Below are 25,644 nucleotides of genomic sequence, written 5' to 3' on the forward strand. Positions count from 1 at the left end.
CGCAGCGCTCGTCGGCGCTTTTGAAAGATTGGCTATGGGTAGTACGAGGACGCCTACATTTGAAGCGCTTTGCGCACCGTAGCAGGCACTGTCTGGGGGAATAGAAGGTCGATAAAGCGCGCCGCGGTCGGCTGTGGCTCGTGATTAGCGAGCCCCGGGCGTTCATTTGCCTCGATAAACCAGTAGTCCGGCTCCGTCGGGGTCTTCACGATGAAATCGATGCCGGTGACGGGAATTTCGATTGCCTTGGCGGCATTGACCGCAGCGTCGATCAGGGTCCGGTGAAGGATACCCGTCACGTCGTGAATCGTGCCGCCGGTGTGCAGGTTTGCCGTCTTTCGGACGGCGATCGAGGCATCGATCTCGGGAACATCGTCGTAGGTATAGCCTGCCGCGGCTAGGCAGCGCTCCGTCTCCGCATCCATCGGGATGGCGGATTCGCCCCCCGTCGCAGCCAAGCGTCGTCTCGTCTGCTTCTCGATGAGTTCGCGCACCGTGGATTTGCCGTTGCCGATAATGGTTGCCGGCTTTCGGATCGCGGCGGCCACCACGCGGTAGTTGATCACGATGATGCGAAGGTCGACCCCCTCAACGAATTCCTCGAGGATCACTTCGTTGCAGAGAGTCTTCGCATAGTCGATCGCCGCTTTCGCATCGTCCCAATTCGTGAGGCCTACGGCGATGCCCTTGCCCTGCTCACCGCGGGCCGGCTTCACCACGACCGACCCGTACCGCCCCAGAAATGCGCGGGCTGTATCCTCGTCATCCACGTTGATCTGCTCGGGAACCTGCACGCCTGCGGCGCTAACGATGCGCCGCGTCACTCGCTTGTCGTCGCAGATGCTCATGGCGATGGCGGTTGTGAGCGCGGTCAGGCTTTCGCGGCAGGCCACGGACCGGCCGCCGTAAGTCAGCCGGAAGAAGCCGCCCTCGGCATCGATGATCTCCGTTCCGATACCGCGCCGTTGTGCTTCGTCGACGATGATTCTCGCATAGGGGTTGAGCTCGTCGTACGCGTCCGAGATTTCCGTAAAAAGCTGCTCGTTGATGACGTTCTTGCGCTTCACGGTGAATGTGGCCCAGCGAATGAAGCCCAGCTTCTCATAGAGCGAGATGGCCAGCTTGTTGTCGTGCAGGACGGACAAGTCCATGTACGAACAACCGCGATCCTTGAAGTGCTCCGACAGGCGGCGCACGAGCGACTCGCCGATGCCTGGAAGTGTCGACTGGGTGTCCACCGCAAGGCACCATAGCGACGAGCCCTTCTCGGGGTCGCCGAATGCCGCGTTGTGGTCGACGCCGGTGACGGTGCCGACGACCGCATTGGTCTTGTCGTCCACGGCGACAAAATAGGTGATCGCTTCGCTGTCGCGGTTCTCCCAGAAGAAGTTTGGCGCAACCGTCACCATGCGCCTGGCCGCGTAGATGCGGTTGATCTCCTCGGCGTCCTGCAGAGACTCCAGTCGCCGGATGTGAAATCCCGGCGGTGCGGTGGTCGCCGGCTCGTACTTCTTCAGATCGAGCCGATAGGTATGCGAGGGATCGAGAAACAGCTCCTGAGGGGCCGCCGCCAAAACCACATGGGGGTCGAGGATGTAGAAGGCGATGTCGCGCCGGCCGGGGCCTTCCGCCCGCAGACACTCCGCCAAGTCAGCCGCGCTGGCGAATGTCTGGCCGAACAGAAGACGTCCCCAGCCGCAGTTGAAGGCGACATTGCTTTGGAGCTCGCTCTGCGGCGAAAGATTCGCGCGCGGCTGCATGTCCTTAAGAGGGCCGCCTTCCGTCGTGCCGTGTACGCTGCTTTTTTCCGTGCTCATGCCGTGCCTAGATGTTGTGGGACTGAAGCCAGAGCTCCAACAACGCACATTGCCAAAGCTCTGATCCGCGCAAGGGTGTGATATGCGCCTTCGGATCAGAAAAAAGACTGTCGAGATAGCCCGAACGGAAAAGCCCTCGTTCGCTGGCAGCTTGGGACGACAGCGCATCGCGTGTCATCTCCAGGACGGGACCGTCGATATATTTGAGCGCCGGCACTGGGAAGTACCCCTTCGGCCGGTCGATTACGGACGAAGGAATAACATCGCGGGCCACGTCTTTCAGAACGCCCTTGCCTTCGTCCTTGAGTTTCATCTCCGGCGGTACGCGCGCGGCGAGTTCGACGAGTTCGTGATCGAGAAACGGCACCCGCGCCTCGAGGCCCCAGGCCATGGTCATGTTGTCGACGCGCTTCACCGGATCGTCGACCAGCATCACGGTGGTGTCGATGCGCAAGGCGCGGTCCAACGGCGTCTCGGCGCCGTCCTTCATGAGGTGTGCCTCCACAAGCCGGGCTGGCTCGTCCTCGTCGGCCATCCACGTCTCGTTGAGGTGCGAGGCCAGTTTCTCCCGGCCCCGGTCGAAGAAGAGGGCCTTGTAGTCGGTCAGCACGTCATTGGAATTCGCCAGCTTCGGATACCAATGGTATCCGGCAAAGACCTCGTCCGCGCCTTGGCCGCTCTGCACCACCTTCACGTGCTTCGCCACCTCGCGGGAAAGCAGGTAGAAACCCACATTGTCGTAGGACACCATGGGTTCGGACATTGCCGCGATCGTGTCCGGCAGGGATTCGAGCATGTGCCCTGTGGGGATCATGATCTTGGTGTGGTCGGTGCCGAAATGCTTGGCGATGATGTCCGAGTATTTGAACTCGTCGCCCGCTTCGCCGTGGGCGGCCTCGAAGCCGATCGAGAACGTCTTCAGATGCTGCTGTCCGGCTTCGGCCAAGAGGCCCACGATCAAGCTGGAATCCACGCCGCCTGAGAGCAGCACGCCTACCGGAACGTCGGCGATCATGCGCCTGTCGACCGCGCGACGCAGTGCGGCACCCACGCGGTCCTTCCACTCCGCGTGGCTGGTCGCAAGATCCTCCGCCGAGCGTTCGAAGCGCAGCTCCCAATATTGAGTATCCTTGAAGCTTCCGTCGGGCTCGATCAGACGCAAGGTTGCCGCCGGCAGCTTTCTCACGCCCCGCAGGATCGTATGCGGCGGCGGCACCACGGCATGAAACGTCATGTAGTGCGCCAGCCCGACGGGATCGAGCCCCGTATCGACATCGCCCGCCGCAACGAGCGCGGGCAGCGTCGAGGCGAAGCGCAGACGCTTGTCTGACATGGTGTAGTAGAGCGGCTTGATCCCGAGCCGGTCCCGGCCCATTGCGACTCGGCCGGTATCGCGCTCATAGACCACGAACGCGAACATCCCGTTGAAGTGCTTCGGCGCCTCCGGTCCCCAGGCATGCCATGCTTTGAGGACCACTTCGGTGTCGCTCGTGGAGAAGAACCGGTAGCCCTTGGCTTCCAGTTCCGTGCGCAGCTCCTTGTGATTGTAGATGCATCCGTTGAAGACGAGCGTTATGCCGAGGTCCGAATCGACCATGGGCTGCTGGCCGCGTTCGGACAGGTCGATGATCTTCAGGCGCCGATGGCCGAATGCGAAGGGACCGCGCGAGACGATGCCGCCGGCATCCGGGCCTCGCGGAACCATTGAGCACGTCATGGCCTCCATGGCCTCGACCGATGCGGGCGAGCCGTCAAATGTGATCTCGCCGCATAATCCGCACATACTGCAATGCCTCTCTTGGGACGATGGTTTCGGCTGACCGCGTCAGGCCATTCCAAGAATTAAGCAAGAATGGGGCCGGACTCGCGAAGTTTCGCGCGCGCCGGCAACGACGCTCTTAGGAACATAGAATTGCGTTGATATTGCAAAGTATTGCATCGATGCGGGTATCGATCAAATCGGGCCCCCCGTCATGTGCGGGTCAAATCCGCGCAGATGCCGTTTTTTTGGGCATGCGGGCAAAGGGACCCTCGGCCTGAGGTCCGGCGCCGCAAACATGGCCGTCGCGAAACCGCCGGAAAGATGCAAGGCTGGCGATTTTGTGATGGGCGGCGCCCGACAAAGCCCAGGAACCGCCCTGTTTTGCCATTATGTTTAGGCTCTTGTGCGATCCTCTGCAAATTCATGAATGCGGCGACTACATTAGCGCTCAGGCGCGGAGGCTTTGAGGGACGGCGAATGAGGGGACGAATTGCCATTATTGGGCTGACGGCATTGGCCCTTTTGGCATTGGGGATTGGTACGAGCGCGGTTCCAGGCACGGCAACGGCAGAATTCCGCGTGCCCGGCCTGTTCGGCGGCAAGAAGGTCGTCAAGCGCAGACGCTATCGCCGCCCTGCGCCCGTCGAGCCGGTTCGAAACCCCGACAGGATCTTCGCCACCGCCTCCGCCAAGACCGTCTCGCCCGACGTTGCCAAGGGCAGCGACAACGCGCTCGTCGTTGGTGCCGTGTCGACTGCCAGCGTGGTCATGGCGCTGCCTGCGGCAGTGGCTCTCGCGGCCACGACAGACGATTCCGACGACAATGCTCTCGCCGACAACAAGTCCGACGAAACCATGACGGCCGAATCGGATGAGATTCCGGCGTCCGAATCCGGCGACACGACGTCCGACTCCAAGACCGAGAGTGCGGATGCGTCCGATGCGTCCGACAAGAAGGCCGAGCCGGACTCGACGGCTGACGCGGAGGACAGCCCAGGCCAGGCGGACGAGGACAAGCCGGCTGTGGCGGATTCCTCGTCTGCGGATGCTGAGAGTGCTTCCGATGCGCCGACCGCCGAGGCGGATGAGTCGGACACGCCAGAAGATGCGACCGACACGGCCGCGGTGACGGAAGAGACCGCCGAGACAAAGTCAGCAGACGCCGAACCCGCAGAAGACCATACGTCGTCCGACACCAAGACCGCCGAAACGGTGACGGATGACGAGGCGTCGGATACGAAGCTCGCGGACGCCGAATCGGACAAGTCCGACACCGAGACCGCAACTGACTCCGAGGCGAATGCCGACGAGGGCGATGCGTCTGTGACGGCGGCTGCCGATACCGACGAAGACAAGTCGGCCGAGTCCAAAACGCCCGAATCTAAGACGGCTGACACAGAGAACTCCGACGACCAAGCGGCCGGAACCAAGACAGCGGACGCGACGACCGCTGACGGCGAGACCGCCGGCACGGAAGCTGCCGAGGAAAAGACGGCGGCGGACGACAGTGACGGCGACAAGACGGCGGGCGACAAGGCAGAGGAAGAGCCTCAGTCGAAGACCGCCGCTGCGGACGCACCTGAAGAGTCCGAAACCGCATCGGCCGATGCATCCGCAAAGTCGGAGGATGCCGCCGACGAAGACAAACGCGACGAAGCCGCCGAGACTGCTGCCAAGTCCGAGGACACCGCCAAAGACGAAGCCGCTAAAGCGGCGACGGCCGCCGCCGCCGCAGCAGCTAGTGCAGCCGCGGCCGCAGCGGGGGCTGACGCCGAGAGCAAGGACCCCGAGACCGACGAGCCGGCGAAGGTTGCCGACAGCGCCAAGGACGAAGACGCGACCGTCGAAGACTCGGAGGATGCCGACGCCAAGCAGGCGGATGCCGAGGATGGCGATACCAAGAGCGCCGACGCCAAAACTGCAGACACTGAGACCGCAGACGCCAAGAACGCCGATACCAAGACTTCCGATACCAAGGCTGGCGAGGATACGGATAGCGAGGGCGTCGCCGAGAACGCCGAGGAGCCAGCCGACAAGGCTGACGATTCCAAGGGCGAGATCGTGACCGCGTCTCTTCCGCCCGCTCCGGAGCCGAAGCCCGAGATCGCCCGCATGGCGAGCCCGGCCAACACGCCCGAACGTGCGGCGGAGACCGCAACAGACGATGAGGACAACGGGCCGTCCCTCGATGGCGAAGTCACGGCCTCGATCTCACCATCCTCCGAGCCGGACGGCATGGCCCATTCGGACGAAGCGCAGGACGTTACGGATGTGGCCCGCTCGTCGGATGAAGACCCTGCCGAAGAGCCTCTTGAGCTCGATCCGCGCGCCTATTCCGCGACGGTCGTTCTCGACGTCTCGCCGCCGCCTGGCGCCGAGGCGGGTGGTGAGGACACCCAGGTCGCGGCGCTCGAGCCCGGTTCGGCACGGTTGACCGCCGACGATGAGAAGTCCGAAGGCGAAGACACGAAAGAGGCGGTCGATCTTGGCCCGCCCCCTCCGCCGCCTGTCGATCCTGTCATCGAGAGCGTGCGCGCCAAGCTCGAAGGGTCCACGGCGCCCAAGGTGGCGACAGCGGATCTGGAAGCGCTCAAGACGCTCTATGGCGAGCGTGACGAGGATCCGCTCTGGATCGCCGACGACAGCCTGACCCCCAAAGCCAAGGCGCTGGTCGCGACCGTACGCGACGCGGACGACTGGGGCCTCGACGCGGCTGCATATGAGGTGCCGTCCCCCGAAGTTGCTCTGACCACGGACGAAGCGCGGGCAGATGCCGAACTCGCCCTCTCCGCGGCTGTTCTCAAATATGCACGCCACGCGCAAACCGGCCGCTTGACGCCGTCGAGCGCCCACAAACTCTTCGACTTCAACCCCAGGGCGCGCGATCCCAAGACCGTCTTGACGGAGATTGCCGCGTCGGACACCCCGGACAAGGCGCTGCTCGCGCTCCATCCGCAAAGCGAGCAGTATCAGCGCCTGCATACGGCGCTGGTTCAGGCGCGGGACTCGGCGAAGCAGGCCGGCCGCAACCCGGACAACGACCGGACCGTTCAGCTCATTGCCATCAACATGGAGCGGTGGCGCTGGCTGCCGTCCGACCTCGGCAACTTCCACGTCTGGAACAACATCCCGGAGTTCAAGTTCCGTGTCCTGAAGGGCGGCCGGACGATCTACGAGGAAAAGACGATTGTTGGGCAGACCCAATACGCCACGGCCTTTTTCTCCGCGCCGATGCGGAACATCGTCTTCAATCCCAATTGGACGGTCCCGCCGACGATCGTGAAAGAAGACATCGCACCGAAGTTGAAGGGCCCGCAGCGCTCAGGCGGCTTGTTTGGCGGGCGGGAATCCCGGAACAGGATGCTGAGCCGCTACGGCTTGAAGGTCAGCAAGGGCGGCAAGCCTGTCGATGCGGACGCCGTGGATTGGCAGACCGTCAATGTGCACGCCTACACGTTCCAGCAGGATCCGGGGCCGCACAATGTGCTCGGCCAGTTCAAGTTCAACTTTCCGAACAAGCACGCGATCTATATGCACGACACGACGCAGAAGGAGCTGTTCGGGCGCCGGGTCCGGACGCTGAGTCACGGGTGTATCCGCGTCAATCAGCCGGCCCGCTTCGCGGCTTTCCTTCTGAACGAGGACAAGGGCTGGTCCATGGGCACGGTCCAAGACATCCTGGCCCGCGCCCAAGGCCAGACGAAGGTGATCGCGCTCGATCACAAGATTCCGGTCCATCTCACCTACAATACGGCCATCGCCGACGGCTATGGCTCCATCCGTGAATTCGGCGACGTGTACGGCATCGACAACCGTATGGCGGCGAAGCTCTTCAAGAATCCGGCGCACTTCAACGTGCCGGTATCCGGGCCGGAGGTTGCCGAGACATCGCCCACCCAGCGGTATTCGGAGCCGCGTCCACGCAGGCGGCGCACCGCGAACAGCGTCGACGACTTCATCTCGGGAATCCTCGGCAATTAGCCGTCTCGGCTAGCCTCGCTCGATCGCGCTGAGAATGTCGCGCGCGAAAGCCGTGAGCGAGGGGTCGCGCGCGCCCATGACGAGGACCACGTCGCCTTCGCGTGCTTCGTTCGCGATAGCCTCGATCAGCCACTCCCGCGATGGCGCGAACGCGGCCTGCGTCCCGGCCGCGGCGATCTCGCCGACGATGTCGGCGGCGGAGAAGTCCCGCGTCGCCGTGCCGCCCGCGTAGAACACTTCGAGCATGAAGAGCCTGTCGTCTGCGGAAAGTTCGCTTGAAAAGGTGCGGACGAAGTCCTGCCACAGGAAGCGCGTCGGCCCGTAGCCGTGCGGCTGGTAGATACCGAGCACGCGGCGCCCCCTAAGTTTCGCTGTCCGGATCGCGGCGGCGATCTTCTCCGCGTTATGAGCGAAGTCGTCTACGACCTCTATTCCGCTCGCGCAGCCGATAGTTTGGAACCGCCTCCCAATACCGGAGAAGCCCGCGAGCGGGTCCGCCATGCCTTCCAGCGGCAGGCCCGCGGCGCGGCAAGCTGCGATGGCGGCAAGCGCATTGGTTACGTTGTGCAGCCCCGGAACGGGAATCGCGAACGCGACGCCCTCCACCTCGAAGCGCGCGCCGTCGGCGCTGTGTTGCACATTGACCGCGCGAATGTCCGCCCGCTCGCTGAGGCCGAAGCGCATCGCCCCGCCGGCGAACGGGTCGAGGTTCGCATCGTCGCCCACGACGAGCGTCTCGCGGGTGCGCGCGCGCAGCGTGGCGAACATCGCCGCCACGTCCTCCATCTCCTTGTGGTCGCGTTGGAGGTTGAGGATGACGCCGATGGACGGTGCATAGCGGACGAGGGAGCCGTCGCTCTCGTCCGCCTCCACCACGAGCAGGTCGGATGCGCCGGCGAAGGCATTGCCGATCAGGCCTTCGGCTTGAAGCGCCGGCAAGTCGCCGCCGGTAATGACGGATGGATCGGCGCCCATCCCACGCAGGATCTCGAACGTCATGCCCGTCACGGTGGACTTTCCGCTCGTGCCGGTCACCGCAATCGACCGGTAGGTCCCGACAAAATGGGCCAGCATCTCGGACCGGTGCACGATCGGCACGCCACGGGTTTTGGCCGCGGCGAAGTCGGGCACAGTCTCTTCAACCGCCGTCGACACCACGAGCGCGGCGCAGTCTTCTCCGATCCCGCTGCCGTCTTGGGGAAACACGCCGATACCCAGCGCTTCGAATTGGGCGCGGACGGCCGCGCGCTCCCCATGGTCAAAGGCGCGGTCGCTGCCGCTCACGCGCCCGCCCTTCATCGCCTGGAACTGTGCGAGGGCGCTCATGCCGGAGCCGCCGAGGCCCGCATAGTGAAAGCGGCCAGAAGACAGTTCGGGGATGTCTCGGCTCTCCGGCGGCGCGATTAGAATAAGGTCGCCCTCCTGCGCCACGTCGAACAGTGCGGTGACATCGGCGTTGCCCATACGGACGCAGCCGCAGGACGCCGGACGCCCGATGTGCTCCTCATGGTTGGAGCCGTGGATGTAGATGTAGCGCTCGCGGGAGTCGCAGCCCGGCCCGCGGTTCACGCCGTCCTCGAGCCCGTCCAATGTCAGGATCCGTGTGAGGATGAGATCGGACTCGCAAGTCTCGCCCTGCCAGCGCTCGCCGGTCGGCTCCCGCGACGAGAAGACCGTGCCCGCCGCCGCGCCGGTGCCGATCTTGCGGTCGATGCGATGCCAGCCCGGGGGCGTCTTGAAGGAGTTCTCTTCGCCGCCGATCCCTTTCAGCGCCGTGGAGACCGGCCAACTTGCCACGGCCACCCCGTCCACGATCAGCGCCGCCGTCTGCCGCTCCACGTCGACGACGAAGAGCCGGCCGGGAAGGTCCGCAGGCGCGCCGGGGCGGGCGCGGGCAGCCTCAAAAAGCGCAAGGGCACGGGTGGTTATGGCGGAAGCAGGCGGCGTCACGCGGCGCACTCTGCCACAAGGGCAAGGTGCCGTGTCACTCTTTTATCGCAGAGCGATGAATGGCGTTACCGCCGCGAGTAAAACAAAGGACCGCCGTAAGGATAGTAGAACTTCCAATAGCGGTACTGGTAGGGGCGGTAGTACCGCTTGCATTGCCAGCCGCAATTGCGCGTGCTTTGCCGCACAGTCTTGCGCTTGCGCTTCGCGACCGTCGTGATCAACGAACCGGCGTCCTCGGCGATCGTATCGGCCGCCGTACCGGTCAGGGGTACGGGCGCCGCGTGTGCGGGAGCGGCGGCGAGCCAAACCGCACCAACTATGACAAGCGTCGCAATCGCAATGCGCATGGGACAGAACTCCTTCTGGCCGGATGCTCCGAAGGCCGCTGTTTGGCAACGACATGGGCACCATACCACGCCAGTCTTTCGGCCGTCTTACGCAGATCTTAGCGATTTGGTTACCCTGACGGGACCTGCTGCCCGAGCTTTGCCTCAGGGCAACGCGGCCGCCGTGAGCAGGATCAAGATTTCGCCTGCCTGTTCGGCGGTGCCGAGCACATCGCCGGTTTGGCCGCCGATCTTGGCGATGGCCATCCGGGCGAGCACGGCGAGCGTCCCGGCCAACAGGATTGCGGACACGAGGGTCGCGCCCAACCCGAGGCAGGCGAGGGTCACAACAACGCCGAGGGCGAGAGCGCCGGCGGCCACGTTCGCGCTGGGCCGGCCTGCGCCGTGCGAAAGGCCGTCCATGCGGGCCCGCGGTACGGCCCGCATGAAAAGCGGCAAGGCACCCCTCGCGCCCGCATGCGCGGCGATCAGAGCGAGGATCGCGGGGCCTGCACCAGCGGCGGCGAGGCTGGACAAGGCGCCAATGCGCAACAGGAAGGAAACGATCAGCGCGATGACGCCATAGGTGCCGATCCGGCTGTCGCGCAGAATCTCGAGCACCCGCTTGCGCTCATGGCCGCCACCGAACCCGTCGGCCGTGTCGGCGAGCCCGTCCTCGTGAAGGCATCCGGTCGCCAGGGCCGTGGCGGCAACGGCCAGCGTCGCCGCGGCGAAGGGCGGCAGGTTGAGCGACAACGCCAGATATACGACGAAGCCGCCGATCAGACCGACGACGGCGCCGGCGATCGGAAAGGTCCAGGCGGCATCGGCCAGCCGCGCGCCGGCGGGCGCCGTGACAGGCAGCCGCGTGCAAAAGGCTAGGCCCGCCCTGAGGTCCGTGTTAATGCCGCCCATAGAGTTGAATTCCACTCTGTCTCCCTCGATCTACTTTTGCGACCCTACGCTGAAATGTCCCGATTTTCTTCTCTCAAACAGTTGCGCGCCGCCTGTCTCGACCTGCCGGCGCCCGACCAGTCCGCCGCGGACGCCGCTGCCGCGCGCGAAGCTCAACTCACCAAACCGCCGGGTTCCCTTGGCCGGCTGGAAGAACTGACGGCATGGCTCGCCGCCTGGCAGGGGCACAACCCTCCCGGCTTGGACAAGTGCGAGATTCTGATCTTTGCGGGCAACCATGGCGTCGCGGCACAAGGCATCTCGGCCTATCCGCCCGAGGTCACGGTGCAGATGGTGGCCAATTTTGCCGCCGGCGGAGCGGCCATCAACCAGCTCGCGCGGGTCAATGGGGCGTCCTTACGCGTGACGCCGCTCGATCTCGACCGGCCAACCGCCGATTTCACTGAAGCGCCTGCTATGAGCGACGACGAGTTCCTGGACGCCGTGGGGACCGGCTACGACCAGGTGCCCGACGGGGCGGATCTGATCATTCTGGGCGAGATGGGCATCAGCAACACCACGGCGGCGGCGGCGCTTTCCGGCGCGCTTTTCGGCGGTGGGGCGCGGTTCATCAGCACCGGCACGGGCGTCGGCAAGGACGGCTTCGGCCGCAAGCGCGCCGTGATCCAGCAGGCGCTGCTCTGCCATTCCGACGTCCTGGGCGATCCCTTGCGCGCGGCAGCGGCCGTCGGGGGACGCGAACTCGCCGCGATGATGGGCGCGTGCCTTGCGGCCCGTCACAAGCGGGTGCCGGTCCTGATCGACGGAATGGTGAGTTCGTCGGCGGTGGCGCCGCTCAAAGCGTTGCGGGCCGACGCCCTCGATCACGCGCGGGTCGGGCACAAATCGGCCGACGCCGGTCACGAGTTGCTCCTGCGCGAACTCGGCATGACCCCGCTTCTCGATCTCGGCATGCGGCTCGGCGAAGGCACGGGCGCGAGCGTAGCGCTTCTAATCCTCCGCGCGGCCCTCGCGTGCCACACGGGCATGGCCACCTTCGAGGAAGCGCAGGTGTCGGGGAAGGCGGCGTCCTAGACTCGAGCATTATGCGGAATTCCTACGCCGCTGCGATCGCGTGGAAGAAGGTGCCGGTGACGGTCCCGCACCGTCCGCCGGAAGTGCCGAGCGGTTTTCCTTCGCCGTCGCTGAGCGCCGCCAAGGGCGCATCGTCCCCCGGCTCAATCACGCACGCATAATGATATTCGTGCCCGCGCACGCTCGCGCCTACGTTCCCGAGCACGGACGGTTCGAGCAGCTTCGCTTGGCGATAGCCGAGATGCATGCTGCGTTCCGCGAAACTGGTGGCGTGGCTGAGAAGACCGCACATTTCATGGCGGACGCCGTCCGCGTCCACGAGCCCCTGACCCAGCACCATGTACCCGCCGCACTCCCCGTGCACGGGCCGCGTCTCGGCGAAGGCCGCGAGCTTCGTCTTGAAGCCGGAAGCGGCGGCGAGCCGGCCCGCGTGCAGCTCCGGGTAGCCGCCCGGAAGCCAGCAGGAATCGCAAGATCGATCCGGACCCTCGTCCGCCAGTGGCGAGAACGGCACGAGGGTCGCGCCGTGCTCCCGCCAGCCCTGCACGAGATGCGGATAGAGGAACGTGAAGGCCGCGTCCTGAGCCACCGCGATCCGCATGCCCGGCTGGGGTAGACGGCCCGAGACCGTATCGCCGGACAAGAGAGGCGGCCGCGCGAGGGCGAGGATCGCATCGAGATCGAGATGGGCCTCCGCGAGCGCCGCCAAGGCCGCAAGCCGGGCGTCCAGATCGTCGTGCTCGCCGGCCTGGACGAGCCCGAGATGCCGTTCCGGCAAGGTCACGGTCTTGTCACGGGGGAACATGCCGAGAATCGGGATGCGCAAAGCCTCTATAGCGCGGGACACGAGATTCGCATGGCGCTCGCTTGCCACACGATTGAGGACCACGCCGGCCACTTGCACCGCCGGATCGTGAGTGGCGAAGCCCCTGAGAAGTGCGGCGGCGGACTGGGCCTGCGAGGTGACGTCGATCACCAAGACGACCGGAAGGTCGAATCGGGCCGCGAGATCTGCCGTTGCGCCCGTGCGGCCCGGGACGCCGGCGATCCCGTCGAACAGGCCCATGACCCCTTCCACCACAACGATATCGGCCTCGCGCGCAGTCTCCGCCATGAGGGCGTCCAGCAACCCTGGTGGCATGGCCCAGCTGTCGAGGTTGACGCTGCCATGTCCGGTTGCCCGCTCATGGAAGGCTGGGTCGATGTAGTCCGGTCCCGCCTTGGCCGCATGGACGGTCAGATCCCGCCGCTTGAGGGCGGCGAGCAGCGCCAGCGTCAGCGTGGTCTTCCCCGCGCCCGATTTGTGCGCGGCGATAACGAGGCCGGACGCACTCACGGTGCGCCCTCCGCGTGACGGCGCGGCATTTGCGTCCTATAGGCATGGGCATGAAGGAAGAGGACCGCCCGCTCCGCAAGGGATGGACCACAGGCGCCTGCGCCACGGCCGCGGCCAAAGCCGCGTACACGGCCTTGCTCACCGGCAGTTTCCCCGATCCCGTGGAAATCACGTTGCCGGGCAAGCAGCGCCCCGCTTTCGCGCTGGCAACGGCCGAGGCCGATGCGGCATCCGCGACGGTTGGCGTGGTCAAGGACGCGGGCGACGACCCGGACGTCACCCACGGCGCGCTCGTCTTGGCCATCGTCAAGCGCGGAAGCCCGGGGGCGGGCGTAACGTTTCGCGCGGGCGAGGGTGTCGGCACGGTAACCAAGGCCGGTTTGCCCATTCCGCCGGGCGAACCCGCCATCAATCCCGTGCCGCGCAAAATGATGCGTGACGCCCTGGCCGAGGTGGCCGATGAGAACGGGGTGGCTTGCGACGTGGAGGTCGAGATCGGTGTCGCCAACGGCAAGGCGCTGGCGGCGAAGACGCTGAACGGACGCCTCGGCATTGTCGGCGGCCTTTCGATCCTCGGCACCACGGGTATCGTCGTCCCTTATTCCTGCGCGGCCTGGATTCATTCCATTCACAGGGGCGTTGACGTGGCCCGCGCGGCGGGTCTCGATCATATCGCCGCGTCGACCGGTTCGGCGTCCGAACGTGCCGTGCAGGACCTCTACGGCCTGTCCGAGACAGCGCTGATCGACATGGGCGATTTCGTCGGCGGCACGCTCAAATACGTCAAGCTGCATCCCGTGCCGCGCGTCACGATTGCCGGCGGCGTGGCGAAGATGACCAAGCTCGCTCAAGGGCTCCTCGATCTTCATTCCAAGCGCGGGTCCGTCGATCTCGAAGCGCTGGCGTCGTTCGCTCGGGCTGCCGGTGGCTCGGCCGATTTGTCCGCGCGCATTGAGGCTGCCAATACGGCGGCGGAAGCGTTTGGTCTCGCGGCGGCTGACCATGTTCCTCTCGGCGACGAGGTGGCCCGCGCCGCGCAAGGGACGGCGCTGAAGGTCGTCACGGGCAAGCCGGTCGCCGTCGAGGTCGTGGTCTTCGACCGGCAGGGTCAGCTTGTCGGCCGCGCGCCCTTCGCTCATGCGGGACCTCCCCGGTAGCGGCGGCGATAGTCCGGATCGTAGAGCGCGCTCTCTCTGAAGTCGGATGCGGCCAGCGCCGGCCCCACCAGGATCATCGCCGTACGCTCGATCGGGTTGGCTTCGAGCTGCGCGCACAGCGTGCCGAGCGTCCCGCGCAGGACCGTTTGGTTCGCGTGGCTTGCGTGGGCGACGATGGCGGCGGGACAGTCCGCGCCATAGTGCGGCAGCAAGGTCTCGACAATGGCGGGGAGCGCGTGAATGGCCAAGTGAATGGCGAGCGTCGCACCGGTCGCGGCGAACGCTTCGAGACTCTCGCCCTCCGGCATTTTCGAGGCGCGTCCGGACACGCGTGTCAGCACCACGCTTTGCGCGACTTCCGGAACCGTCAATTCGCACCGAAGCGTAGCGGCGGCCGCGGCGAAGGCCGGAACACCGGGCGTCAGCGTGTATGGAATGCCGCGCGCATCGAGCCGACGCATCTGCTCGGCCACGGCGCTATAGACCGAAAGATCCCCGGAATGGAGCCGCGCCACGTCATGCCCTTGGTCGTAGGCCGCCACGTACTCGGCTTCGATCTCGTCGAGCGACATCGGCGCCGTGTTCACGATGCGGGCCTTTGCCGGGCAGTAGGCGAGCAGTTCTTCCGAAACGATCGATCCCGCATAGAGACAGACCGGGCAACGCGCGATGAGATCGCGGCCGCGAACCGTGATCAGGTCCGCAGCGCCCGGCCCTGCGCCTATGAAGTGAACGGTCACGTTTTCGGGGCGGTGCCCGCGATGGCGCAGGTCACGGACCCGACGATCGTGCGGGGGCCGAACAGAGTGGAGTCCGGCCCAGCCGCTGCGAGCGCGGCGGCCTCTGCCACGGACGGCACGTCAAACATTTCCTTGACCCTCGGCGAGAAGGACTGCGTGCGCGGCCCGGCCGCTTCCAGCGCCGCAGGCTTGATGAGGATGAGCTCGAGACCGCACGCGGCGGCGGCATCGACGAGGCCCGGCTCGCTGCCCTTGCCGTCCGATGTAGCGAGCGATGTCAACGCTGCGCGCGTCTGCCCCGTCTCCGCGAGGGCAGCCTCGATCGCCGCGTCGATCTCCTGAGCTGTGGCGCCTTTGCGGCAGCCGATTCCAGCGACAATCATGTTTTCTCCCAACTCCATTGCGTCACGGGCATTGCCGAACGCCAGCCGGTCTTTCCGCCGACGGCGTCCGCGCGCGCGAGGGCCAAACGGGTCAGCGTCCCGCCCCGCGCGGCATGCCTCGCGATGAGTTCCGATTCCGTCTCGAGCGTCACCGCGTTGGCCACCAGGCGGCCGCTGGGCTTCAGTGCCTCGAGACAGGTGTCGAGCACGCCGTCGCCGCTGCCGCCGCCCCCGACAAAGATCGCGTCGGGTGCCGGCAAATCAGCAAGCGCTTCCGGCGCGCGCGCCTGTCTCACATCGAGATGTGGCACGCCGAAGGCAGCAGCATTGCGCGCGGCGCGCGCGGCACGGGCCTCATCTGCCTCGATCGCGATCGCACGAAGCGAGCCATGTGCGAGCAGCCACTCGATCCCGATCGAACCGGAGCCGGCGCCGACGTCCCACAGGAGTTGGCCGTGGCGGGGCGCAAGCGAGGAAAGCGTGAGAGCGCGAATCTCGCGCTTGGTGATCTGACCGTCGTGCTCGAAGAGGTCGTCGTCGAGTCCAGGCGTAAAGCTGAGAACGCGCGCACCCAGCTCGGCGGCCACCTCGATGGCGACGGTGTTGAGCGCGGCAATATCGGCAACGCCGAAGTCTCGCGCTACCGCCCCCCGGACGCGTTCGCTTGGGCCCCCCAAAGCCTCCAGCACGGTCATGCGCGATGGGCCGAAGCCTGTTTCAGTGAGGAGTTGCGCCAACGCCGCCGGGCCCTCGGCGTCCGACGTCAGGGCGAGGAGCTTCGCGCCTGGATGCAAGTGAGGCCGAATGCGGTCGAGCGCACGGCCATGCACCGAGACCACGGTCGCTTCCTGAAGCGGCCAGCCCATCCGCGCGGCCGCCAGGCTGAAGGCGGATGGCGCCGGGACGACCCATGTCTCGTCGGCCGCGACATGGCCCGCGAGTGTCGCCCCCACGCCGTAGAAAAAGGGGTCGCCGGACGCCAGCACGCACACGCGCCGGCCCCGCAAAGCAACCACCTCGGCGGGCGCCAACGAAAAAGGCGATGGCCAGGGTTTCGCTTCGCCGCGGATGAGCGGCGCGGCAAGCGCGAGATGGCGCACGCCTCCGAACACGATCTCCGCACTCTGGATGAGGTCCTGGGCTCCGCGGCCAAGGCCGTCGATCCCATCCTCGCCGATCCCGACGATGGACAGCCACCGCTGCAAGGGGGCGGGCGCTGCCGCAAATGGACTAGGAGCGGACATGGAGACTCTCCCGCGTCGTGTCGCGTTGCGCGATCATGCGCTTACCGCGGCGGCCATGCGCGGGGTGTAGACAAGCGGTGGCTGCCCGTTGCGGGCGATGACGCGGGTTTCCGGCGAGCCGACAATAATGAGGGTCGCCATATCCGCCGGCGTCTCGGCCGCTTTGTCGAGCGTGGTCACGGTCACGGCTTCGTCACCGCGCCCCACGGCGCGCCCGAACACGACGGGCGTTTCCGGCGCGAGGTGACGGCTAAGACGTTCGAATGCCTGACCGAGTTGCCAGGGCCGCGCCGTGGAGATCGGATTGTAAAACGCGATCACGAAACCGCCCGTGGCGGCGGCGTCCAGGCGCCGTTCGATCAGGTCCCAGGGCTTGAGATTGTCCGACAGCGAGATGGCGCAGAAATCGTGTCCCAGCGGCGCGCCGGCACGGGCGGCGACGGCAAGCATGGCTGTCACACCCGGCAGAATGCGCACGTCGAGCGCGCGCCACTCATCGGGACCGTCCTCGATCTCGCCGCACACCGCCGCGGCCATGGCGAATACGCCGGGGTCGCCGCCCGAGACCATGGCCACATGCGCGCCTTCCGCAGCATGGGCGAGCGCAGCCTGCGCGCGGTTGCCTTCGACGCGGTTGCCGGACGGATTGCGGGCCTGACCCTCGCGCACAGGGACCCGGTCGAGATAGGGCCCGTAGCCGTAAAGCGCCTCGGCGCTGGCAAGCGCGTCCCGTGCTTCGGGTGTGAGGAAGCGGTCGTCCCCAGGCCCGAGCCCGACCACGGTCAAGCGTCCGCTCATCGGCGCTCCTCCCAGCCGGGCACGAGCACAATGGCGAAGTAAGGCGCCGCGACATCGAGCTTGTCGGTGAGCTTCATCACCGCCGAATTCGTCATCGTGCCGCGCTCAACATAGATCGCCCGGTCGAGGCATCCGGCCCGTTCGCAGGCGCGCCGGATCTTCGGCAAGTGCCGGCCGATCTTCATCACTACGGCGGCGTCGCTGTCGGCGAGCCGCCGTTCGAGCTCAACCTCGGGCAAGGTCCCCGGCAGCACGGTGAAGATATCGTCGCCTTGGGTGATTGGCGTGGCGGCGGACGACCAGCAGCCGGACATGCCGGTGACGCCGGGGATCACTTCCGTCGGGTAGTGCTGGCTCAGCCGCACATGGATATGCATGTACGAGCCATAGAACAGCGGATCGCCTTCGGACAGGACGGCCACGTCCCGCCCGTCGTCGAGATAGGAGGAAACAGCCGCCGCCGAGACATCGTAGAAGTCGGCGATGGCGTCGCGATAGGCGGTGTGCGCCTTGGGGATCTCGGTCGTGACCGGATAGAGCAGCGGCAGCTCCTCGGCTCCGTTCAAATGGCCTTCCACGATCCGCCGCGCATTGCTCTCGTTGCCGGCCTTCGCGAAATAGGCGACGACGTCCGCCAATTGAAGCGCCTTCAAGGCCTTCACCGTCAGAAGTTCCGGGTCGCCGGGGCCGACGCCCACGCCGATCAAACGGCCGGTTATTCGGCTCATGCGCTCATCCTCATATGCCTTTGCGCGCAAGCGCGTTCAGCGCCGCCGCCGTCATGGCGCTGCCGCCCATACGGCCGCGCACGATAAGCCAGGGCACGCCACCGGAGCGAGTGGCCAGCGCCTCCTTGGATTCCGCCGCGCCGACAAACCCGACGGGGACGCCGAGTATGGCGGCTGGCTTGGGTCCGCCCGCCTCAATCATCTCCAGCAGGTGAAACAGAGCCGTCGGTGCATTGCCGATGGCGACGACCGCGCCCTCGAGCCGGTCGCGCCACAGCTCGAGCGCCGCCGCCGACCGCGTCGTACCGAGTTTTGCGGCGATCTCGGGCGTGCGTTCGTCCCGCAAGGTGCAGATAACGTCGTTGTCGGCCGGAAGCCGCGCCCGTGTCACGCCATGGGCCACCATCTGCGCATCGCAAAAGATCGGAGCGCCGTTCTGCAGCGCCTCGCGCGCGGCAGGGACGAAGTCTTCCGAGAACTCGATGAACTCGGCCGCATCGACACGGCCGCACGCATGGATCATGCGAACCGCGATATCCGCCTGATCCGGCGTGAAGCGCGACAGGTCGGACTCTTCGCGGATGATCGCAAACGAGCGCTCGTAGATCGCCGTGCCGTCGCGAATATAGTCGTGCTCAAGCATTCTCGTTCTCCGCGGCGACCCGGCGCGCAATCTGTCCGATCATATCATCCGTATACATATCATCAGCGGTTAAATTTCGAACGGAGCCGCCGTCAATGATGCGCGCGCCCTCGTCCGTACCCACAATTGTCAGCGGCGCGGGCCTCGGATAGGCGCAGCCCTTGCTGCACCCGGAAATATGAAGCGCGAAACTGCCTTGCGGGAGGCGCTCGGCGATACGGGCCGCCAGTTCACGTGACGGAATATGTCCGGACCTGCAGGCCGGCGCACCCGCGCAGGCGGCAATACGCCGGCGCGCATCGCGGGCATCCACGATGAAGCCGAGCGTGTCGGCGGCGGTCCCGAGCGCAAAGGCCGTCATCTCGCCGATGGGACCGAGAAGGAGTGTCCGGTGCGGCGCAAGCGCCACCCAGTCCGCGCCATTCGCACCGGCAATGCGAGCGAGCGCGATGAGATCGAGCGACTGAGCCTGACCGAAAGGCAGCGCAACGCCGATGGCGCAAGCTCCTGTAGCGAGGCGGTGCAGGCCGATGCTTTCGGTGAGCCGGGGAGCCGACCGAATGGCGGTCCTGTCGAGGGAATCCCCCCCGGCACGCAGGAACCGCTCAACGCCTTCGCGCTCGACGATATCGCGCGCCCGTGCATCGGGGCCGCTTGCCGCCAAGGCCGCGAGCACATCGACGGCAACCGTGCCCGCATGTTCCGGCCGCGTGACCCCAAGCGGCACGGCAGTCTCGCCATCGCCACCAAGGCAGACGACAACGTTCGGAGTGGAGGGTGACTCGCGCAGCGTCAGGCGGACATCCGCCCCCAATTCATCAAGCGAAATCGGCCCGCCGTCATCGACGACGACCGACACCTTCGGTGCAAGCTTGAGCGCGCGCTTGGCGATCCCTCGGCGGATTTCAGAGGCGATCTCTTGCGGATTGAAGCCGCCGCCCCGAGGTGCAGGCAACGGCGAGACGACGACGGGAACATGATCGTCGAACGGAATGTCGAGCGCCTCGACCGCAGCCGCAAAGCGTGGCGCGGAACTCTCGGACAGACCGCGCACCTGCAGGCTGCCCCGTGCCGTGATCTCCATGAGCCCGTTGCCATGGGTCCGCGCGGCGGCGCAAAGGGCGGCGAAGCTGTCGATCGGAACCGGCCCCGACAGCACAATCCGCGCAAGCAGCCCGTCGCCCGTCTCCATGGGCTCGGAAAGACGGGGGCACGCGCCTCTTGGGCGGCGCACCGCGAGGCCGTCGCTTTGACGCTGTCCCTCGCTCATTGTGCTGCCTCCGCAAAACCCAGGAGGGCGTCCGTATAAAGATCGTTCCGCTTCGGGTGCCACAATCCCTTGCGGCGTGCATCGTCGAGGCGCGTCGCGATGGCGCGGGCGGCTGGCAGGTTTTCCCGGATCAGGAAGTCTCGCACCGCAGTGTCCGCAAGATAGGCGTCGTGGATTGCGTCGAACAGGCTGTCGGAGACCGCGTCCGTGATCTCGGCGAAGTCCGCCAGCCGGTCGACGGTCTCGGCCAACTCGGCCGCGCCGCGCGCCCCGTGGCGCATCATGCCTTCGATGAAGGCGGGGCTGATCGCGCGGGCGCGCACGATCCGGGCGAGAGCCTGCGGCAGCGGCCGCGCTCTGGGAGCGTCCGGGTTGGTCGTGTCGAGCACGACGAGATCGGGACTGGCGCCGAGCGCGCGGGCGGCGGCCGCAAAGCCACCCATGTGGGCGACGTCCTCGGCGCCTTCGAGAATGTCGCGGGTCGGGTCGTCACTGATGTGCACGAGGAGGTCGGCCGACGCCACGCGGTTGGCGAAGGCGCCGCGACGGGCCGTGCCGGTTCCCTCGGCGCCGCCGTAAACATGTGATGTCGCTGCGAGATAGGCGGCGCTCAAAGCCTCGTCCGAGACGGGTTCGGCGCTCTCCGACCCCAGCAAGTCTTCGATCCCCGCGCCGTAGGCACCTGGTGCGCTGCCGAAGATGCGTTCGGGAGCCTCGGCGCCGGCCTCTTTGACTGCGGCTGCCAGCGGGTTCTCTTCCGCTTCCTCGTCCCGCGCGGCCACGAGCTTGACGGCGGCATCCAGCAGGGCGATCTGTGCCGGAAAGAGATCGCGGAACAGCCCCGAGATGCGGAAGGTGACGTCAACGCGCGGCCGTCCCATCGACGCGGGCGGCAGAACCTCGACGCCGGTGACGCGCCCCGTGGCGGGATCCCAGACTGGGCGGCAGCCCATGAGAGCCAGACCTTGTGCGATCTCCTCGCCGCCGGTCCTCAAGGTCGAACTACCCCAAAGGTCGATTACGAGCGAACGGGGCATCTCCCCATGCTCCTGCATGTAGCCGCGAACGATTTCGCTGGCGGCTCGCGCTCCAAGCTCCATGGCAGTTTGGGTGGGCAAGACGCGCGGATCGGCCGTGTAGAGATTGCGTCCTGTCGGCAGCACGTCGCGGCGTCCGCGCGCCGGCGCACCGGCGGGGCCCGGCTTCACGCGCTTGCCGTCGAGCGCATCGAGAAGCGCGGCGCGCTCTGTTTCTGCGCAGGCCAGCCAGTGGGCATCATCCGTATACGCATCACGTCCGAAAACGTGCAGCCCGTCCTTGACGGCGAGGTCTTTGAGATCGCACAGCCAGGTGTCGATCTTGCGCAAGGCCTCTTGTTCGCACTCACCCTGAGCAAGACCCGCCTCGGCGGCGAGTCCCGTCTCCTTTGCCTTGTCCACGATGAGCCCTGCGAGGCGGTCGCGCCGCCGCGTATCGAGACCGTCGGCAATCGCGTACTCGTCCACGAGTTGCTCCAGTTCGAGCGCCGCGCCGGACATCTCCGTACCGGTCAGCGGCGGCGGCAAGTGGCCGATGGTCACCGCCGCGACACGCCGCTTGGCCTGCGCCGCTTCGCCGGGATTGGACACGATGAAGGGATAGAACACCGGCAGGGTGCCCAGCACGGCTTCGGGGGAGCAGGATGCCGTGAGGGCGACAGCATGACCGGGTAGCCACTCCAGCGTGCCGTGGGCGCCGAGATGCAAAACCGCATCCGCACCGATCTCGTGCTGCATCCACAGGCCGAAGGCCAGCAGTGCATGGCGGGGGGGCAGCACCGGATCGTGATAGTCCGCGCGCCGGTCGGTCGTCTTGCCCCGGTCGGGCGGAAGCGCGGCGACGAGTTTGCCAAATCTCGCGGCCTTGTATCGGAAGGCGCCGTCGCGAAAATCCGGGTCCTCCTCGGGACGGCCCCAAGCCTCGCGCACCGTCGCGACTACGGATTCAGGAAGCGCTGACACGAGACGCTCGTAGCGTTCGAGGCTCAGGCATAAGCCCCCTGCCGGGTCGGTCAGGCGTGCCAGCAGCGTGCGCGAATCTTCCGGAACACCCTCAACCGTGTATCCGGCGTCCTCGAGATCCGACAAAACAGCCAGCACGCTCGCGGGTACGTCGAGTCCGACGGCATAGGCCGCCCTGCCACCCGCGCCGGGGTAGTCCGGCAGCACGATGGCCAGCTTGCGATCCGCGCGCGGCATGTGCCGGAGGCGGGCGAGCTTCGCGATCTTGTCCCCGACCGCCTCGATGCGATCGGGTTCGGGTTTGCTGACGAAGCCTTCAAAACCCAGTGCGTCGTCTTTGTCGCGCTTGTCTTTGAAGCCGAGCGTTCCGGCCAGCACACGCCCGTCGAGCTCGGGCAGAACCACATGCATGGACAGGTCCGACGGGCCGAGACCGCGCGGGTTGGAGGCCCAGGCCTCACGCCGCGTGTTGGCGACGATCGCCTGCAGAACCGGCGCATCGCAGCCGTCGAAAACGCCGTCGCCGGCGGCAAAGGCTGTCGTCGTCACGATCACCGACGGGTCGAGCCGGCCGAAAGCCTCGCGCACGAAAGCGATCGCATCCGGCGCCTTCAAGCTGGGAACGAAAAGCGGGACGGGATTGAGCCCGCGCGCTGCAAGCGCGTCGCACAGCGCATCGATGGGCCCCGTGTCCGCGGCAAGCAGCGAGGCGCGATAGAAAAGAATCGGAACAGTTGCTTCCTGCTCCGGACCCGGAGCGAGCTGGGCATCGATGTCGGTCACGCCTGTGCCGGGCCGGTACGCGCCCATGCGCGGAAACGTATGCGGCGGCGGCGCCTCGATCGCCGCGCCGCCAAGACGGGCCAGGCGCCGCAGCAGTGCGCGCAGGTTCGCAGCACCGCCCTCGCGGAAATAGGCCAGGAGAGTTTGCAGTTCGGCTTCGTCCAACGTCGATAGCTCGAACAGGCGCGGGTCGTCCCGGTCTTCACCCGGCAGGACAGCGAGCGCGATCCCGCGCTCACGGGCGACGGCGGACAGCCTCTCGACGCCATAGCGCCACCAGTCCAGGCCGCCCAAGAGCCGGACCACGATCACCTTGGCGTGCTGGGCGACAGTGTCGATCCAAAGATCGGTGGACATGGGATGGCGAAGGTCGCGCAAATGCGCGAGCCGCACGGACGGCACCTGTTCGCGCTCGTCGGCGTACGCGGCCGCGAGACCCGAGAGGTCGCTATCCGTGAAAGACAAGACCGCGATGTCGCCGGGCGTCTGGCCCAGGTCGATCGGCTCGGCGATGTCGTCGAGCGTCGCGCTGCTTGTCTGCAGGAGGTGCATCCGCGGGCCTTTCGGTTATCCGGCCAGGGCTTCTTGGCCAGCCCGTGACGTGTCACCGGTCAGAAACTTGGCGACCGCCTCGCGGTCGAGGCCCTTCAAGCCGATCACGACGACCTTGCCTTGGCGGTCCTCCGCCCGCTCCCAGGGACGGTCGAAATAGTGGTTCACGCGCGGCCCCACGGCCTGGATCAGCAGGCGCATCGGCTTGCCCGCCACGGCGGCGAAGCCCTTCACGCGCAGCACATCGTGCGCCTCGGCCAACTCGGCGATGCGCTGCGTGATGTCCGCGGCATCGGCGACCTCCGCGATCGGAACGACGAACGTGTCGAAATCGTCGTGGTCGTGATCCTCCTCGCTGTCGTGATGGGTCTTGCGGTTTTCAATATCGTCTTCCGCGCCGATACCGAGACCGAGGAGTGCGGTGGCATCGACCTTCCCTTCCGACACGGTCACCACGCCGATGCCGCGCGGAAGCGCAGCCGTCACCGACTGCATGGCGCGCTGGAGCCCGTCGGCATCGAGCAAATCGCGCTTGTTAAGGACGATCAGGTCGGCGCAGGCAATTTGATCCTCGAAAACCTCTTCGATGGGATCGTCGTGATCGAGCGCATCGTCCGCAGCGCGCTGCGCGGAGAGCGCTTCGATGTCGGCGGAGACTTGACCCTCGGCGAGAGCCGCGCCGTCGACGACCGCCACGACACCGTCAACGGTGACGCGGTTCTTGATGGCCGGCCAGTGGAAGGCTTGGACCAGGGGCTTCGGCAGCGCGAGGCCCGAGGTTTCGATCACGATGTGGTCGACCGGCGGCTCGGCCGCCAGGATCTCGTCGAGGGCCGGCACGAACTCGTCCGCGACCGTGCAGCACAGGCAGCCATTGGCGAGCTCGACGATATTTTCCTCGCTGCAGTTCTCGTCGCCGCAGCCTTTGAGGATCTCGCCATCGATACCCACATCGCCGAATTCGTTCACGATTACGGCCAGACGCCGCCCATTGGCGTTGGCGAGCACGTGGCGGATGAGCGTGGTTTTTCCCGAGCCGAGAAAGCCGGTCACGATCGTGCAGGGAACGCGGGCGACGGAATTCATTCAAAATCCTCCGGAATGGGGCCGAGTACGAGGGGTGGAACGCGCGCAACGAGGCCGCCCTTGAGGGCGTCGGGCCGGCCGCGCCAGGGCAGGAGACCGTCCTCTGCTTCTGCGAGCAGCATCGCGCCGTCGATGAGAGCGGCCGCATCGTCGGGGGTGCTCAGATCGCCGAAGACATAGGTCCAGCTGTCCTTCTTTCGCATTGCCGCGCTGAGCGAGCGCCGGCAATTGGCAAGGCATTCGACTTGGCGGACCGTTACGCGCGTTCCGCGCGCGGCCTCCGCTGTGGCCTCGGCGAGAAGCAGGCCCGCGCGGGGGGCATCGGCTGCGTCGTCCGGCTTGCGGCAGGTTACGCAGACATAGACCGTGGGGCCCTCCGGGATGGGGGCGGCGCTGTCCTTGGCGTCTAGGGGAGATGTCACCCTGATGATCCCTCGGCGATCCCAAGCGAAAGCCACAGCAGACAGGGTGCAATGCGGCCCAGATTCGGGCCGGAACGAGGACCAACCGTCGCAGAGGCACCCCGCCCGGCGAACGACTAGATCGACGACAGGTCTCCTGGCTTCGCGGGTCTCTCCCTTCGCCGCCTTCCCGGGTCAGTCCCAGTGGCAATGGCTCGGGCGCCCAAGACCGGTATCGAGACCGTTCGATGGGCTCACCGCTTACAGTTGCGGGGGCAGCCGCGGGTTTGGGATATCCCCATACCGCGTTCCCTGTTCGCTCGAAACGAGCAACCGTCGATCAGGCACATAAGGGCTTCCGGTGCGGGTTTGTCAATGCGTTGTATGGGTTTGTGATCTGCGGGCGCCACTCTCGGTCGTCAGGCCCGCCACCGAGGTTTCCCTCTTGCGACGGGCCCTTCAGGCTCTATAGTCGTTGCGCCGATGGTTCCCGCATGAGGCGGGACGCAAGAAGGGAACACGGTGAGGGAGTCTCCCGATTCCGTGGCTGCCCCCGCAACTGAAAGCGGAGAGCGCCCCTCGTCACGCCACTGGAGCGGTCGCTCCGGGAAGGTTGAGGGGATGCGCAGACCCGCGAAGCCAGGAAACCTGCCACGGCACAAACCTTGAACGGCGTCCTCGGGTGGAGGGCGCAAGGG

Annotated in this window: 19 protein-coding genes and 2 riboswitches; of the genes, 3 read left to right on the forward strand and 16 right to left on the reverse strand. The window is 66.3% G+C overall.

Features of this window, described 5'->3' with window-relative positions; genetic code table 11:
* Nucleotides 1-53: 53 nt before the first annotated feature.
* Both ngg and GL4_RS01905 read right to left on the reverse strand, forming a co-directional pair.
* The gene (gene ngg / locus GL4_RS01900; RefSeq protein WP_045369235.1) at nucleotides 54-1,760 is read right to left on the reverse strand and encodes an N-acetylglutaminylglutamine synthetase; all 1,707 of its coding nucleotides are present in this window, start codon (nucleotides 1,758-1,760) and stop codon (nucleotides 54-56) included.
* Between the two features lie 64 nt (nucleotides 1,761-1,824).
* Nucleotides 1,825-3,600: an N-acetylglutaminylglutamine amidotransferase gene (locus tag GL4_RS01905; RefSeq protein WP_045363939.1), complete on the reverse strand. Its 1,776-nt coding sequence runs from the start codon at nucleotides 3,598-3,600 to the stop codon at nucleotides 1,825-1,827.
* Nucleotides 3,601-4,056: 456 nt separating this feature from the next.
* Between GL4_RS01905 and GL4_RS01910 the strand changes: the two genes are divergently transcribed.
* A complete protein-coding gene (locus GL4_RS01910) occupies nucleotides 4,057-7,560 on the forward strand; it encodes a L,D-transpeptidase scaffold domain-containing protein (protein WP_156137346.1) in 3,504 nt (1,167 codons plus the stop codon).
* A gap of 9 nt (nucleotides 7,561-7,569) precedes the next feature.
* Here the strand turns inward: GL4_RS01910 and GL4_RS01915 are convergent, their stop codons facing one another.
* From GL4_RS01915 to cobS, 3 genes are all read right to left on the reverse strand, one after another.
* Nucleotides 7,570-9,510: a glutamate ligase domain-containing protein gene (locus tag GL4_RS01915; RefSeq protein ID WP_172653272.1), complete on the reverse strand. Its 1,941-nt coding sequence runs from the start codon at nucleotides 9,508-9,510 to the stop codon at nucleotides 7,570-7,572.
* Nucleotides 9,511-9,575: 65 nt separating this feature from the next.
* On the reverse strand, nucleotides 9,576-9,857 hold the full coding sequence (locus GL4_RS01920) for a hypothetical protein (RefSeq protein ID WP_045363944.1): 282 nt from the start codon (nucleotides 9,855-9,857) through the stop codon (nucleotides 9,576-9,578).
* Between the two features lie 144 nt (nucleotides 9,858-10,001).
* Nucleotides 10,002-10,766, reverse strand: coding sequence for an adenosylcobinamide-GDP ribazoletransferase (cobS, locus tag GL4_RS01925; RefSeq protein ID WP_342016314.1), 765 nt, complete (start codon nucleotides 10,764-10,766; stop codon nucleotides 10,002-10,004).
* Between the two features lie 39 nt (nucleotides 10,767-10,805).
* Between cobS and cobT the strand changes: the two genes are divergently transcribed.
* Nucleotides 10,806-11,825 carry a nicotinate-nucleotide--dimethylbenzimidazole phosphoribosyltransferase gene (cobT, locus tag GL4_RS01930; protein ID WP_045363950.1) on the forward strand — a complete coding sequence of 340 codons (1,020 nt, stop codon included), beginning with the start codon at nucleotides 10,806-10,808 and terminating at the stop codon, nucleotides 11,823-11,825.
* A 22-nt stretch (nucleotides 11,826-11,847) separates the two neighbouring features.
* Here the strand turns inward: cobT and GL4_RS01935 are convergent, their stop codons facing one another.
* On the reverse strand, nucleotides 11,848-13,161 hold the full coding sequence (locus GL4_RS01935; protein ID WP_045363953.1) for a cobyrinic acid a,c-diamide synthase CobB: 1,314 nt from the start codon (nucleotides 13,159-13,161) through the stop codon (nucleotides 11,848-11,850).
* A 50-nt stretch (nucleotides 13,162-13,211) separates the two neighbouring features.
* On the opposite strand from GL4_RS01935, the gene GL4_RS01940 reads away from it, so the two are divergent.
* The gene (locus GL4_RS01940) at nucleotides 13,212-14,318 is read left to right on the forward strand and encodes a cobalt-precorrin-5B (C(1))-methyltransferase (RefSeq protein ID WP_244462663.1); all 1,107 of its coding nucleotides are present in this window, start codon (nucleotides 13,212-13,214) and stop codon (nucleotides 14,316-14,318) included.
* On the opposite strand, the gene cobM is transcribed toward GL4_RS01940, so the two are convergent.
* From cobM to GL4_RS01990, 10 genes are read right to left on the reverse strand one after another with little or no spacing between them, the layout of a single operon-like run.
* On the reverse strand, nucleotides 14,297-15,058 hold the full coding sequence (gene cobM / locus GL4_RS01945; protein WP_045363959.1) for a precorrin-4 C(11)-methyltransferase: 762 nt from the start codon (nucleotides 15,056-15,058) through the stop codon (nucleotides 14,297-14,299). The genes GL4_RS01940 and cobM overlap by 22 nt on opposite strands.
* Entirely contained in the window at nucleotides 15,055-15,441 is a 387-nt protein-coding gene (locus tag GL4_RS01950; RefSeq protein ID WP_045363962.1) for a cobalamin biosynthesis protein, read from the reverse strand. Before GL4_RS01950 ends, cobM begins: the two co-directional genes overlap by 4 nt.
* Nucleotides 15,438-16,685 (reverse strand): bifunctional cobalt-precorrin-7 (C(5))-methyltransferase/cobalt-precorrin-6B (C(15))-methyltransferase, encoded by a 1,248-nt coding sequence (locus tag GL4_RS01955; RefSeq protein WP_045363965.1) that lies wholly within the window; start codon nucleotides 16,683-16,685, stop codon nucleotides 15,438-15,440. Before GL4_RS01955 ends, GL4_RS01950 begins: the two co-directional genes overlap by 4 nt.
* Nucleotides 16,686-16,718: 33 nt before the next feature.
* Nucleotides 16,719-17,483 carry a precorrin-3B C(17)-methyltransferase gene (locus tag GL4_RS01960; protein WP_045363968.1) on the reverse strand — a complete coding sequence of 255 codons (765 nt, stop codon included), beginning with the start codon at nucleotides 17,481-17,483 and terminating at the stop codon, nucleotides 16,719-16,721.
* Complete coding sequence (locus tag GL4_RS01965; RefSeq protein ID WP_045363971.1) at nucleotides 17,480-18,211, reverse strand: precorrin-2 C(20)-methyltransferase; 732 nt, start codon at nucleotides 18,209-18,211, stop codon at nucleotides 17,480-17,482. Before GL4_RS01965 ends, GL4_RS01960 begins: the two co-directional genes overlap by 4 nt.
* Nucleotides 18,212-18,221: 10 nt before the next feature.
* Nucleotides 18,222-18,854 (reverse strand): precorrin-8X methylmutase, encoded by a 633-nt coding sequence (locus tag GL4_RS01970; RefSeq protein ID WP_045363973.1) that lies wholly within the window; start codon nucleotides 18,852-18,854, stop codon nucleotides 18,222-18,224.
* On the reverse strand, nucleotides 18,847-20,124 hold the full coding sequence (cobG, locus tag GL4_RS01975) for a precorrin-3B synthase (RefSeq protein ID WP_082025409.1): 1,278 nt from the start codon (nucleotides 20,122-20,124) through the stop codon (nucleotides 18,847-18,849). Before cobG ends, GL4_RS01970 begins: the two co-directional genes overlap by 8 nt.
* Nucleotides 20,121-23,459 carry a cobaltochelatase subunit CobN gene (cobN, locus tag GL4_RS01980; RefSeq protein WP_045363976.1) on the reverse strand — a complete coding sequence of 1,113 codons (3,339 nt, stop codon included), beginning with the start codon at nucleotides 23,457-23,459 and terminating at the stop codon, nucleotides 20,121-20,123. The genes cobG and cobN overlap by 4 nt, the downstream gene beginning before the upstream one ends.
* Nucleotides 23,460-23,474: 15 nt before the next feature.
* Nucleotides 23,475-24,545 (reverse strand): cobalamin biosynthesis protein CobW, encoded by a 1,071-nt coding sequence (gene cobW, locus GL4_RS01985; RefSeq protein WP_045363979.1) that lies wholly within the window; start codon nucleotides 24,543-24,545, stop codon nucleotides 23,475-23,477.
* Entirely contained in the window at nucleotides 24,542-24,967 is a 426-nt protein-coding gene (locus GL4_RS01990; protein WP_172653273.1) for a DUF1636 family protein, read from the reverse strand. The genes cobW and GL4_RS01990 overlap by 4 nt, the downstream gene beginning before the upstream one ends.
* 109 nt (nucleotides 24,968-25,076) lie before the next feature.
* A riboswitch (cobalamin riboswitch) is annotated at nucleotides 25,077-25,299 on the reverse strand.
* Nucleotides 25,300-25,412: 113 nt separating this feature from the next.
* Nucleotides 25,413-25,616, forward strand: a riboswitch (cobalamin riboswitch).
* Nucleotides 25,617-25,644: the final 28 nt, after the last annotated feature.

The sequence above is a fragment of the Methyloceanibacter caenitepidi genome, from assembly GCF_000828475.1.
Taxonomy (GTDB): domain Bacteria; phylum Pseudomonadota; class Alphaproteobacteria; order Rhizobiales; family Methyloligellaceae; genus Methyloceanibacter; species Methyloceanibacter caenitepidi.

Bases quoted from the DNA above. Each gene is read 5' to 3' on its own strand.
- GL4_RS01960 (WP_045363968.1), bottom strand. From the start codon at position 17,483: ATGAGCGGACGCTTGACCGTGGTCGGGCTCGGGCCTGGGGACGACCGC.
- GL4_RS01920 (WP_045363944.1), bottom strand. From the start codon at position 9,857: ATGCGCATTGCGATTGCGACGCTTGTCATAGTTGGTGCGGTTTGGCTC.
- cobN (WP_045363976.1), bottom strand. From the start codon at position 23,459: ATGCACCTCCTGCAGACAAGCAGCGCGACGCTCGACGACATCGCCGAG.
- GL4_RS01950 (WP_045363962.1), bottom strand. From the start codon at position 15,441: ATGATTGTCGCTGGAATCGGCTGCCGCAAAGGCGCCACAGCTCAGGAG.
- GL4_RS01970 (WP_045363973.1), bottom strand. From the start codon at position 18,854: ATGCTTGAGCACGACTATATTCGCGACGGCACGGCGATCTACGAGCGC.
- cobT (WP_045363950.1), top strand. From the start codon at position 10,806: ATGTCCCGATTTTCTTCTCTCAAACAGTTGCGCGCCGCCTGTCTCGAC.
- GL4_RS01905 (WP_045363939.1), bottom strand. From the start codon at position 3,600: ATGTGCGGATTATGCGGCGAGATCACATTTGACGGCTCGCCCGCATCG.
- GL4_RS01910 (WP_156137346.1), top strand. From the start codon at position 4,057: ATGAGGGGACGAATTGCCATTATTGGGCTGACGGCATTGGCCCTTTTG.
- GL4_RS01965 (WP_045363971.1), bottom strand. From the start codon at position 18,211: ATGAGCCGAATAACCGGCCGTTTGATCGGCGTGGGCGTCGGCCCCGGC.
- GL4_RS01955 (WP_045363965.1), bottom strand. From the start codon at position 16,685: ATGTCCGCTCCTAGTCCATTTGCGGCAGCGCCCGCCCCCTTGCAGCGG.
- cobW (WP_045363979.1), bottom strand. From the start codon at position 24,545: ATGAATTCCGTCGCCCGCGTTCCCTGCACGATCGTGACCGGCTTTCTC.
- GL4_RS01940 (WP_244462663.1), top strand. From the start codon at position 13,212: ATGAAGGAAGAGGACCGCCCGCTCCGCAAGGGATGGACCACAGGCGCC.
- ngg (WP_045369235.1), bottom strand. From the start codon at position 1,760: ATGCAGCCGCGCGCGAATCTTTCGCCGCAGAGCGAGCTCCAAAGCAAT.
- cobG (WP_082025409.1), bottom strand. From the start codon at position 20,124: ATGAGCGAGGGACAGCGTCAAAGCGACGGCCTCGCGGTGCGCCGCCCA.